Annotated in this window: 9 protein-coding genes; 3 read left to right on the top strand and 6 right to left on the bottom strand. The window is 67.9% G+C overall.

The annotated features are described in order from the left end of the window. Positions 1-406: 406 nt before the first annotated feature. Both EV644_RS33895 and EV644_RS45915 read right to left on the bottom strand, forming a co-directional pair. A complete protein-coding gene (locus tag EV644_RS33895; RefSeq protein ID WP_158293000.1) occupies positions 407-3,583 on the bottom strand; it encodes a M14 family metallopeptidase in 3,177 nt (1,058 codons plus the stop codon). Positions 3,584-3,760: 177 nt separating this feature from the next. Further along, positions 3,761-4,387: a diacylglycerol/lipid kinase family protein gene (locus EV644_RS45915; RefSeq protein ID WP_206751507.1), complete on the bottom strand. Its 627-nt coding sequence runs from the start codon at positions 4,385-4,387 to the stop codon at positions 3,761-3,763. A gap of 190 nt (positions 4,388-4,577) precedes the next feature. On the opposite strand from EV644_RS45915, the gene EV644_RS33885 reads away from it, so the two are divergent. Continuing rightward, a complete protein-coding gene (locus tag EV644_RS33885; RefSeq protein WP_132193862.1) occupies positions 4,578-5,387 on the top strand; it encodes a DUF1206 domain-containing protein in 810 nt (269 codons plus the stop codon). On the opposite strand, the gene EV644_RS33880 is transcribed toward EV644_RS33885, so the two are convergent. Beyond that, positions 5,372-6,079: a phosphatase PAP2 family protein gene (locus EV644_RS33880; RefSeq protein WP_132193864.1), complete on the bottom strand. Its 708-nt coding sequence runs from the start codon at positions 6,077-6,079 to the stop codon at positions 5,372-5,374. The genes EV644_RS33885 and EV644_RS33880 overlap by 16 nt on opposite strands. Beyond that, on the bottom strand, positions 6,079-6,774 hold the full coding sequence (locus tag EV644_RS33875; protein ID WP_199240144.1) for a phosphatase PAP2 family protein: 696 nt from the start codon (positions 6,772-6,774) through the stop codon (positions 6,079-6,081). The genes EV644_RS33880 and EV644_RS33875 overlap by 1 nt, the downstream gene beginning before the upstream one ends. A gap of 76 nt (positions 6,775-6,850) precedes the next feature. Between EV644_RS33875 and EV644_RS33870 the strand changes: the two genes are divergently transcribed. Together EV644_RS33870 and EV644_RS33860 are read left to right on the top strand one after the other, a co-directional pair. Then, positions 6,851-8,596, top strand: a complete 1,746-nt coding sequence (locus tag EV644_RS33870) for a phospholipase D family protein (protein WP_132193866.1) — start codon at positions 6,851-6,853, stop codon at positions 8,594-8,596. Between the two features lie 1,074 nt (positions 8,597-9,670). Continuing rightward, the gene (locus EV644_RS33860; RefSeq protein WP_132193868.1) at positions 9,671-10,354 is read left to right on the top strand and encodes a GAF and ANTAR domain-containing protein; all 684 of its coding nucleotides are present in this window, start codon (positions 9,671-9,673) and stop codon (positions 10,352-10,354) included. A gap of 933 nt (positions 10,355-11,287) precedes the next feature. Here the strand turns inward: EV644_RS33860 and EV644_RS33855 are convergent. Continuing rightward, positions 11,288-11,467: a hypothetical protein gene (locus EV644_RS33855; protein ID WP_132193870.1), complete on the bottom strand. Its 180-nt coding sequence runs from the start codon at positions 11,465-11,467 to the stop codon at positions 11,288-11,290. 188 nt (positions 11,468-11,655) lie between these two features. After that, a complete protein-coding gene (locus EV644_RS33850) occupies positions 11,656-12,021 on the bottom strand; it encodes a PRC-barrel domain-containing protein (protein ID WP_132193872.1) in 366 nt (121 codons plus the stop codon). Positions 12,022-12,142 lie beyond the last annotated feature (121 nt).

Below are 12,142 nucleotides of genomic sequence, written 5' to 3'. Positions count from 1 at the left end.
ATCAATACGTCCGAACTTGATACGCAGCGTGTCCAGTAGACAGGAGCACCAATCCTTCAGAAGGAGCCGCTCACCGAGCCGGCCAGACTCCCCGCGCCGTCAGTGCGTCGGCGGGGACAGAACTCGACAGCCTGACCAGAAGATTATGAGAGCCTTGCTCATAGCCACAGGGGTGCACTTTAGGCTCTACTGCTTCGGGAATCGACTGCACTACTCGACTCTAGCAACACTCGTAGACGTGATTTCGCACCATGATTCGCACCACGACCGCTCTGATCAGGACAACCCCCACCCCGAAGACCGTCCCAAGGAGATCGGGACCGAGATGGCGGCCTGGGCCGATCGTCATCAGCTGCGGTAGGACCAGGCGCCGGGCGGGATTCCGCCCGGTGCCTGGTGGAGGTTGTCAGCGGAGTAGGTAGTCGGTCAGGCGGTCCATCAGTTGGGTTCGGGTGGCTGCTCCGGTGACGCCTTCGAAGCCGAAGCCCAGGTAGACGGTGTCCTCGGTGGCGACGGCAGCGCCTTCCTGGATACCGAAGCCGGCGCGGCGGACCCAGTCGTTGAGGTTGGCGCCTTCGATACCTCCGGCGTCCTGTGGTGCACCGAGCACTGTCCAGCCGTCCGTCGGGTCGGCGTCGTCCTCGAACGAGGTCGTTCCCTCACCGGTTGAGACCTCGATGTCGTCGATGAAGACACCGGGGAACTGCTGCAGACCCCAGTCGCTCAGGACGGTGATCGAGAGCTCGACCTGCCGGTTGGCGAACGGCGTCAGATCGATCTCCCATTGCTGCCATCCGGCCGAGCCGCCGTTGCCCGCATGCCACGCTCCGGTGGTTCCGGTGTTGCTGCATGTGCCGGTCGCCGGGTCGAAGGTTTGGTAGTGGGTCAGGAACGGGTGCAGCAGGTTTGCCGCATCCGCAGGGTTGCTCCAGCCGCCGGTGCAAGCCTGGTCGTTGCTCAGATCGCTGGAGGTGTGCCCGTTCACATCGGGCAGCGTGGTCCAGTCGTCCTGGCCGACGGTATGCGCCTCCACGATCATGTAGTCGAAGTCCAGCTCGAGGTTGTAGCTGGTCCAGAACGACAGGGTCGCGCCACCCGCCGGCACCGTGACCGTTCGGGCGAGCCGCTTGTACGCCTCGTCGGCCCGGTCGGAATACATGAACCTCTGCCCGGTGTGCGGGTCGAACGGCCCCGAGATCCCGGACACGTACTCAGCCGCCGGCCAGCTGTCCAGGTGCGGGAAGCTGCCCGTCGGGTCGGTCACCTGCAAGAAATCTCCGGTGGCGATGAACGATGCGTCGGCCGCCTGGTTCTGGGCGCTGTCGGCGCCGTTGCGCTGCAGGGTCAGACCGGCGAGCGGAGTGTCGATCCCGGCGATCGGGAACGGATCACCCGTGGTCGGGTCCAGTCCGCCGTTCGGTGTCGTGATCGCCGCACCGAAGGTGTACTCGATCGGGTCGCCCTGCGAGTCGCCCGAGCCGGACAGTGCGAGGCAGCGCGCGCGTACGGCGGGATCGGCCGAGCACTGCTTGTTCTCGAACGGGTCGTACAGCTGCGTTCCGAGTGCCGGGGTGTACTGCTGGCCGGCGCGTTGGCCGGTGTAGGCGACGCGCCCGCCCTCGTTGACGAAGTCGCGCACCTCGAGCAACTCTTGCATGGCCAGCCGCGACGCGTTGGTGGCGGCCCAGCCGGGTTCGCGGGTCACCACGTCATCGCCGGTGTACCAGAGAACGGCGTCGTAGTGGCTGAGTACGCCGAGGTTGTCCGGCGCGGTCCGGCCACGCGCGTCCACGTCGTAGACGTCGAACGCGATTCCCTGGGCGGCCAGGGCATCGGTGTAGAAGGACAGGTACTGCGGTGCGGTCACTCCCGGCTTGACCGGAGACGCTCCGGTGTAGTCCTCGGCCGCGAGGATCAGCACCCTCCGGCCGGTGTCGGCCGCGACCTGGTAGGTGAAGGACTCGCTGCGCTGACCGCCGCCTTCGAACCAGACGGTCACGTTGTTGCCGACCGACGTACCGGTGACTTGGCCGCTGACCACGTGGTAGTAGGTGCCGTTGCCAGGCCCGTAGCGCTCGCCACCGGTCCACTCAGAAGTGGGCTTCTGCTGCACCGGTCCGGTGCCGATCTGGTACTTCAGCGTGACGGCACCGAGGTTGCGCCGGGCAAGGATCCGGACCTCCTGCGGGTCGCCGTACGAGACGGCGAATCGGAAGTCGAACAGCGACTGCTGGCCGTTCTGCGGGTCGATGTCGTCCTGGTCGAGGTAGAACGGCGCCGGCGTGATGCCGACCGGTGAAACCGGGGCGGTGGGGTTGACGGCCGAGCGCGCCAGACCGAGGTGGAACGGCAGAGTCTTCAGGAACTCCGCCTGGATCAGGGCCTCGTCGTCCGGGAACACGAAGCCGGCTCCTGGAATCCCCTCACCGAGCTCGGGGGTGTAGGAGACCGTACCGGCGTTGGTGTCGGCGTAGTCGGTCGTCTCGCCGTTGGTGACGTAGAGAGTGTCGGCCGACTGACCGGGGTTGAAGCCCGGGATGGCCGGATTCGCGTCCGTGCCGCCCAGTGCGACGTACAGCGGGTTGTCGGCGTCGGGTGTGCCGACCTGCCAGCCCTGCGGGTACAGGAGCCACTGGCCGAACGAGTGAAGGTTCGATTGGAACTTCGGTTTGATCCGGTCGATCAGGCCGGCCATCGCCCTGGTCTCCGGTTCGGATGCCGGTGCCGGTCCGCGGTACGTCTCGCTGAACGGGTCCGGTGATGAGCCTTCGTTGTCATAACCCCAGTGCTCGTCGAAGTTCCGGTTCGGGTCGACTCCGTCGACAGCGCTGATCTGGCCGTCGCCGTCGTTGTCGCGCAGGTTCTTGCGCCACAGCCGCTCGTTCGTGAACGTGTACTGGTACCCGTCCGGGTTCGCGGCGACCACGAACCACAGTTCGGTGCTCTTCAGCAGGTTCTTGACGGCCGGGTCGTTCGCCCGGAAACCATCGACGAAGTGGTGCAGCAGCCGGCGGTTCACTTCCAGGCTGATCCACTCGCGCGCATGCTGCAGCGACGAGTACAGCACCGCCGGGCGGGAGCCGTCGCGGATCCCGGGCGCACCCTGGGTGACCTTCAGTGCGATCAGCTCACGGCCCTGATGGGTCCGGCCGAGCACCACCAGCTTGACCAGGTTGGGATTGTTGCGCGCGACATCGAACAGTTCGGCACGGATGCCGCCCGGCTCGTCCCACGAGCGGTAGACGGTGAACCCGGCGCGGGCCTGGGCCGCGGCCTGCTCCGAGACCGACTGACCTCTGTTGTTGCGCTTGACGGTGACCTTCACGCCGGCGGCGTTCACCTTGTCCCGTTGGGCTTGCGTGAGGACCGCGTCGGCTCTGACACCGGCCGCGGTCTGGTCCACCGCCGCGAGTTCGAGCCCCGGGACGGCTTCGGCGATCTGGTCGGCCGGTCCCTCGAGTACGTACATCTCGAGCGGTGAGTCCGGCGGTCGGGCGGTTGCGGGGGACGACACCAGGCCGATGGAGACAGAGCCCAGTGCTGCCGTGGCCAAGAACGCTGCGACGCCGCGTTTCGAGGACATCGAGAACACCCCTCCCAGTGGTGGGCAGGCGTCCTCGGCGGGCGTACGACAGCAACCCCCGACCGGCTGCCGACCAAGGACGCGCGCCAAATGTGCCGTCACCGTACTCCAGGGGTATCCCGGGAGCAATGGGTCGAGCATGCCCAGCCGGCAATCTGCTGGTGAAGCGTCTTCCGATCAAGGGAACGTGAGGCGGACGATTACGTTGTCAATGACTGATGGGTGCCGCCGCTCTTGTCGTTGTTGGTGGAGGTGAGCCAGAGGGTGCCGTCGGGGGTTCGGATCATGCTGCGGAGGCGGCCCCAGCCGCCGGAGAAGACGCGACCAGCGGTACGCCGTCAGTCGCGGTGTCGCTGAGTGGATGGATGATCCGCAACCGCAGTCGGCGCAACGGCAGCGGCCAATACCGATCCAGTTCCGCGGACAGCATGACGAAACGACGGCCTCCGGCACCAAGATGACCGCTCCGAATGACTTCCAACCTCCATCAGCCGTGGTCGCCGCCAGAGCTGTTGCCAGCAGCAACAGTGCGCGGCCGATCGCAGCCGCACGACGCCTCCGAGGCGACGATCCTGGCGTAGACCAGGCATCGGCCAGGGAGTCGATCGGGAGGCCGAGGTTGCGGGCCAACAGGTTCCCGGTACCGCCTGGAAGGAGACCCAGCGCGACGCCGGTGGCGACGAGCTCCTGCGCCACCGCCCGGACGGTCCCGTCGCCCCCGAGGGCGCACACCAAACCGGCGCCGTTGCGAACGGCCTCGCGCGTCTGGCCGAAGCCGGGATCGTCCTCGGTCGTCTCGACCAGCGTCGGCGCTCACGCCCGCCGCGGTGGCCGCGTCCTGGAGAACCTCGCGCACGTCGGCGAGGTCGACCTTCGTCGGGTTGACGATGACGACGACCTCAGGACCCCTAGTCTCCACCCGCGTACTGTTGCACGGCGCCTGCGAGGCTTAGCAGCGGCGGTGGCTGGGTACAGGGTGCGCAGGGAGAACATCATGAACAGCATCGGCGATCGGGCCGGCGACGTGAGCGGCTCGGCGAAGAGGGCTGCAGCCAGGACCGGTGACCATCCCGTGGTCGAGTGGGGGGCTCGCCTCGGCTACGGCGCCAGCGGCGTCCTGCACCTGCTGCTCGCCTACCTGACCGCACAGATCGCTCTCGGCGGCGGCGGCAAGGAGGCGAGCCAGTCGGGGGCGCTGGAGACACTCGCCGAGGAGCCGTTGGGACAGGTCCTGCTCTGGGTGATCGCGGCTGGGTTCGCCCTGCTCGCCCTCTGGCAGCTCACCGAGCTCGTCACCCGGCACGAGGCGTCCGACAAGGCGAAGGCCGGCGGCAAGCTCGTGCTGTACAGCGCGCTCGCCTGGATGTCCTTCACGTTCGCCTCGGGCGGTCGTACGTCGAGCAACAAGCAGACCAAGGAATTCACGGTAACGCTGATGGGGGCACCGGCCGGCCGGGTGCTCGTTGGTCTGGTCGGCGTCGCCATCATAGGCATCGCCGCCTACCACGTGGACAAGGGCTGGCGGGGACGGTTCCTCCAGGACCTGCAGGAGCACCCGGGTCGGTGGGTGGTCATCGCCGCCAAGGTCGGCTACATCGGCAAGGGCATCGCATTGGCGGCCGTGGGCATCCTCTTCATCACGGCCGCGATCCATCAGCGGGCGGCCGAGGCTACCGGCCTGGACGGGGCGCTCCGATCGATGCGGGACCTGCCCGCCGGCACGGTCATCCTGCTCGGCATCGCGCTCGGCCTGGCGGCGTACGGCGTGTACTCCTTCGCGCGTGCCCGCTACGCGCGCGTCTGATCCTCCACATCGCCGCGACGCAGCCAGCACCAGGCGAGGAGGGCTGCGACCGAGCCGTTGACGATGGCCACCACCACGTCGCTGACGTGGTGCATGCCCCGGTAGAGCCGTGCCGTCGCGACGAGGAACGGGATTGCCAGGCACACGCTGACCACCACACTGCCGAGCACCGGGTTCGTGATCCGCAGGGCCATCAGCCCCAGCGTGAAGTACAGCCCGGTCGCGGCACCGGTGTGCCCGCTCGGGAAGCTGGAGGTCGGCGGCGACTCGTCCAGCTTCTCGACGTCGGGGCGCTCGCGGTCGATGAGGAGCGTGGTGAAGAAGAAGACCATTCCCTGCAGGCTGATCGCGATCAGCGGCACGACCGCGAACCACCACTGCTTGGTCCGCCGCCAGACCAGCACGACCACGACCAGGCACACGCCGATGATGCTGACCGTCGCGCCCGTCCACGAGAAGAAGAGCGTGACCGCGTCCCAGAACGTCGTGCGTGACGACTCTAAGCTCTTGTTGACGCTCTCCTCGGAGACGCCCAGGTGCTTCAGCGGGCCGTCGGTGAGGAGCCAGCCCATCCCGACCACGGCCAGCCACCACACCACCAGAGGGGCCAGTGCGCGGACCACCAGGTCACGGCCCGCCTCCTTGGCGGTGGGTCGGGACGTGTCGTCTTGCCAGCGGGTGAGGAACGCCATCAGTCTGAACCTTTCGTCGTGCTGCCGGTGGGGGTTGGCGGCCTCCAGCCCACATAGCCCGCGTACGACGCGGCCGTCAGCCCGCACCCGAGCAGCGTGCCGGCCGTGACGTCGGACAGGAAGTGGGCGCCCGCATAGAGCCTGTCGGCACACGTCACGATCACCCAGACCGCACCGAGGCCGACCAGCAACCCCCGCAGGCCGGTACCCACGAGGGGCCACATCAGCAGGACGACCACGGTGACGACGATGGCGTTGTTGGTGGCGTGACCGGAGGGGAAGGAGAACCCGACGTGCTGGGCGAACGTGTCGTCGATCTCGGGACGGGCACGGCGTACGAGAAGCTTGAGCAAGGCCGCGATGACCCAGCCGGCGGCCATCGTCGCCAGCGCCCACCAGGCCCGCGTCCGCAGGTGCTTGCCGAACCAGACGTAGAGGCTCACCGGCAGGCCCAGGAACAGGTACATCACCCAGGGCTGGCTGATTAACTCCCACGTCTCGACGAACGACCGGAACCGTGGGTGGCCGCGGGTGTAGTCGGTTGCGGCGACAATGATGGTCTGGTCGAGGGTCACCAGCGGGTCGTACTTGGTGCGGACGAGGAACGCCAGCATCGCCAGCGGGACGGCGACGACAACCGCGTAGACGACCGCCCGCGTCAGTCGGCGCCAGGGGGAGACGGTGGCGGGGTCCATGACGGCATCCTCGCAGTGCCGGTGTCCTGAGCCCGCAGGTCAGCGCGCCCTTCACCCCCTTGACAAGGCAGACAAGATGAGTTTCGTGGATGTGAGTGCATGGCTCCTGACCAACCGGGAGAGGGAGAACCCCCACACCCGGATCGACGACGTCCGCGGCGACGGCACCGCGTGGAGCAGCGGCAACACCGTACGGGCCATCGTCCACGGGCGGCCCTACTTCGAGGAACTCCACGAACGCATCATCGGTCTGGGCCCCGGGGACCGCCTCTACTTCGCCGACTGGCGAGGTGACCCCGACGAGCAGCTCACCGACGACCCGGGGTCGACCCTCAACGCCACACTGGTCGCGGCGGCCAAGCGCGGCGTCGACGTGCGAGGGCTGCTGTGGCGGTCCCACTGGCACCGTCTCGGCTTCAGCGCCCACCGGCATCGTTACCTGGGCGACGAGATCGGCGAGGCCGGTGGGCAGTGCCTGCGGGACATGCGGGTGCGTACCCGCGGCGCCCATCACCAGAAGTTCGTGGTCATCCGGCACACCGAGGACCCGACCCGCGACATCGCCTACCTCGGCGGCATCGACCTGTGCCACGGCCGGCGCGACGACCACACCCACGACGGCGACCCACAACCGGCGGAGCTCGCCAGCGCCTACGGCCCCACCCCGCCGTGGCACGACGTACAGGTGGCGATCCGGGGCCCGGCGGTCCACGACGTGGAGACGACGTTCCGCGAACGCTGGGAGGACAGCACCCCGCTCACCCTCAACCCGGGGCGCCTGATCTCGAGCCTGGTGCACCGCGAGGATCTCTCCCCAGAGCCGCTGGGCGCCCAGGCACCGCCTCCACCGCCGCAGCCCGACGGGCACGACGTCGTCCAAATCATCCGGACCTTCCCAGTCATCTCGCCCACCGGGTTCGACTTCGCACCCGAAGGTGAGCGCTCGGTGATGCTGGGCAATACCAAGGCGATCGCCCAGGCCGACCAGCTGATCTACGTCGAGGACCAGTACCTGTGGTCGGACGACGTGGGCGAGCACTTCGCCACTGTGCTGCGGGAGAAGCCCGAGCTCCGGCTGGTGGTGGTGCTGCCGATGGTGCCCGACCTCGAAGGCGCTCTGGCAGAGGTGCCGCAGCGGTACGGGCGGTCCCTGGCGATGCGCACGATCATCGAGGCGGGCGGCGACCGGGTCGCGGTGTTCGGCCTGTGCAACGAGACCGGGCTACCGATCTACGTGCACTCCAAGACCTGCGTCATCGACCACCGCTGGGCCAGCGTGGGGTCCGACAACTTCAACCGGCGCTCGTGGACCAGCGACAGTGAGATCGCCTGCACCGTAGTCGACGAGCGCGGAGACCTGGACGAGACCGCGCCCCAGGACTCCTTCCCGCGAGTGCTGCTACGGACCCTGGTCGCCGAACACCTGAGCTGTGACGCCGACGACGTGCCAGAGGACCCGCATGAGCTGTTCGACGCGATGGTGGCGAGCGCGGATGCCCTGGACGAGTGGTATGACCGCGGTGTGCCCGACAAGAAGAGCGGCATCCGCGGGGCGTTGACCGGCCGGGTGCCGCACCGCATCGCTCCCGTCCCCAAGTCGGTGGCCAGGCACATCCCCGGTCACCGAAGGCGCCGTCAGGGGGTGGCCGCTCGGACGGAAGCGGTGTCGATGCGCGGGTCGGAGCCCGCCCCCCGCCCGCCCGGACGACTGCGACGGCTGGACCCACCGGAGCTCAGCGCCGCCCAGCTCCGTTGGGCGCCTCGGCTGTACGACCTGCTGTTCGACCCCGATGGCCGGCCGCGTCCCGGGGCCGGCGCCTGAACGATGGTCAGGAGACGTGCGCGAGCACACGTCGGGTCGCGTCGCGACCACGGTCATCGACGACCACGCGGTGTCCCGCCCACAGGGCCATCCGGGCCGCCATGTCACTTGCCGTACCCGAGCAGACAGGCGAGCCAACCAGACCCCCACCTGCGCAGATCGACGTCTCCCGACGAACCGGGCACCCCAAGACCCCAACAGAATTCACCTTCATCCAGTGGCGGTGACCCGGCTGGTATCTCGTCGCCGCTCCTCTGACCACCAGCGCTTCGACCCCGGTGGGCTTGAAGGCGTCCAGCCACTCGCGAGCCTCGTAGACGTCCGCTGTCGGATTCAACTCGGGTTGGCTGCTTACTCTGCGAAGGGTGAACGGTGCCCAGAGCAACGAAAACGTCGATGGTCAGGCCCCACACCCGCAACGCCCCAGCCGCCGGGGACCGCGAGGTGGAGCCGCCCTGTCGGAATCGAACCGACGACCTTCTCATTACGAGGAGGACCTACATCGTCGCATCTGCTCTCTACCAGCGGTTTTAGTAACATGGCCGCCCGCAGCGGGTGCCAGATTCCCCATGCGTATCCGCCACTTCGTGCCATGACTGATGCCACGCAGGTCGCCCCGCGGGGCCACTCAAGCACTTCTCCCCGAACGCTCCGACCCGAGCACGCCGAGCGTCTGGCCGAAGTTCTCCAGGCGAGTGCCGAGGCGATCGAGCAGCAACGCGAGGGGGCTGCATCCCGTCGTCGGCGGTCGGCGCGAAGGCCAGGATGTGACCTATCTGTTCGTCACCCGACCCGAGCCGGTCATGGGCACACTCAGCTGGTCGCGAGCCGCATGCGCCCAAGTCTCAGGGACCCGCGAACGCACCAGTAGCGGACCGGAACGTTCCGGAATAGCCTGACTATCTGGGGCGAAGCCGAGGGACGTGTCCTGGCGCCTTCCACGCCGTGGGTCCTTCGGGGGATGTCGTCGAGAATGTTGCGGTGTCATACCCGCACCCGCGCCTCTTGGGAGGGGATGTCGCTGTGTCTCAACCGGGCGAGTTGAATGCACCTGTCGGAGCCGCAGATGACCGGGTGACGGCTGACCACGCGGCAGCCGATGCGTTCGCGCGGCTGGCGGTGGAGTTGCATGACGTCGGCGGTGTGGAGGAGACGGTCGAGGCGGTCGTGCAGTTCGCGCTGCGTGCGCTGCAGTGCAGCTACGCGGGCGTGCTGATCGCCACTGGACGGCGCCCGGAGGTGCTGGCCTCGACCCATCCGCGCGTCGCCGAGCTGTACCGGCTGCAGATCGAGGCCGACGGTGGCCCTGTGATTGCCGCGATCCGGCAGGAGAGCGTCGTCGTGGTTGCCGATGTGGCGGCCGACTCGCGATGGCCGGCGGCATGGGCGGAGCGGATTCGCGCCGAGGGGATCCGCAGCATTGTCCATTTGCCACTGCTAGTAAATGGGCGTGCCGCGGCGGTGCTTAGTCTCTACAGCGACGTCCCGGAGGCGTTCGACGCCGACGATCTGGCGGTCGCACACATCTTGGCGAGGCACGCGTCGATCGCGATCGCAAATGCGCGGCAGGAGGAGACGCTTGCCCAGGCGATCGACGCCCGCAAGCTGGTCGGTCAGGCGATGGGCATTCTGATGGAACGGTATGACCTCGACAGCGACCGATCGTTCGAGGTGTTGAAGCGCTACTCGCAGCAGACCAACCGCAAACTGCGCGACGTCGCCCAGGAGTTGATCAATACCCGCCGCCTGCCGCACTGACAGCGCCTTGCCGCCGACGGATCTGGGCCTCAAGGGGCCAGGTCCGAGTCAGAATTCGCGAGTGATCGGTGCAGTCCGCGGCTGCGGGGTCCAGCCCGTCAGCATCCGCGACCGTCCATACCGGCTGAGCCGGCAGCGCGCCGATTAGTCGTCCAGTGCGCAACAGTTGAGCCGTACCCGGATCGACCAGGGCGGCGTCGAGGGTCTCGGCGGGACGCTCCGCGACGGTGCTGGTGATTGCTCGCCCCCGTGCTGGCGGCGTCGGCGTGTGTGACCTCCACGAGGCGCTGAACCATCGCGTACCGGCACGCGGTGAGCTGCTTCCGGCGGGCTCGGTCGAGATATCAGGCGAGCCTCGCGCAGCTCATCGCCGAACCCGGTCAGTTCCGCGACCTGGCCGAGCGCGATCCGGGCCAGCTGGTTCGCCAGCCAGGCTGCCGTCGTCGTTTTGCGTGGCGTTTCACCACCGTGCTGCCGCTGGCATCTCCAGCGTCGCGAGGTACCTCGGACACTTCGTTACGGCAGCGGTGAACTGCTCGGGCGGCGGCCCGTACAGCTCCAGCACCGCACTCAGGTCCGCCACACCACAGTGACGGCTCCTGGTTGCCGCCGGCAACCTGCAACCAGTCGTCAAGCAGATCTCACATCGAGTGCCGGACTGGCCGCGACATGAAGCCACGTTAGTCATTGCAACAACCCGCAACTTGGTGGATCGCACCCGCCTACTCTGCGAGAGGTGAACGGTGCCCAGAGCAACGAAACCTCTCGCCGCCGGACCACACAACCATCAGGCAACAGTGGCCTGACGCCGACACCGACCTCACTCCCGCCGCCCCGGCCAGCGGCGATCCCGCCGCCGTGCTTCCGGCCCACAGCCCCACCGCACGGGACGGCCGACCTGGTCGTTGGCCATCACCGAGCCGCGGTTTCGGGTTAGGTATCCAGCGAAATCCCGAGCTCGTGCGCCTTGGATCGCACGTCGTCTTCGCTGCGGCCTAGGTTGAGCGCGATGATGTGTGTGGTTGTGGAGCATCCGGCGAGTTCGCGCAGTCGGGTGATCTCGTCGGCGCTCCACGAGCCGGCCTTGTCGCGGACCGATGTCGGCTCGGTCAATGCGTGCCTCCGGTTTGAGCGTCCTCGGTGCGGATCTGGTCGTCGCGGTGTCGAGCGCCGTGCGGTGTGATCGGCGGGCGGCGGGCGACGTGGTAGGTGCGTTCGGCGGCCGTGGCCGCGGGACCCGTGTTGGGCGGGACCGCTCCCGTGGCACCGGCCGCCGAACGGCCGGGGTTATGCGCAGCTGGCTACATGCCGGTGCGGTAGGTGTCGTCGTAGTAGCCGCCGAGTCGGGTGCGGTAGTCGTCATCCCCGTGGGTGTCGGGGTCGTACTCGGGGGCGGCCTTGATCTGGTCCTTGGTGCGGTCGACGTAGACCTTCTCGTCGTCGTGGTCGACCCGCTCGACCACGCCGACCGATAGCAGCACCTTGCGGCCGAAGATCCACGGTCCGGTGTCGACCACCAGCCCGGCGGTGCCGGTCTGGTCGGTGGCTTCGTCGATCTTGCCGATGTCGCCGTCGATGGCGGCGATCTTGTAGCCGGTCAGGTCGCTGCCCTCGGTGTAGCCGGATGTCTCTCGGTAGGTCCAGGGATCGAATGCGTGCTTCGACATCGCGGTCTGCCTTTCAGTGCAGGTGGGCCGTGGCCCAGCAGTGTTGCTGTGACACCCGTGCAGGCCCGAGACCCGCACCCGGTGTCTCGAGCATTTGGTAGAGCGCCGGTACCCACCACCC

It is taken from the genome of Kribbella orskensis, from assembly GCF_004342085.1.
Taxonomy (GTDB): Bacteria; Actinomycetota; Actinomycetes; order Propionibacteriales; family Kribbellaceae; genus Kribbella; species Kribbella orskensis.
The sequence above is the reverse complement of the archived record's forward strand: the minus strand, read 5'-3'. Positions and strand labels throughout refer to the sequence as shown.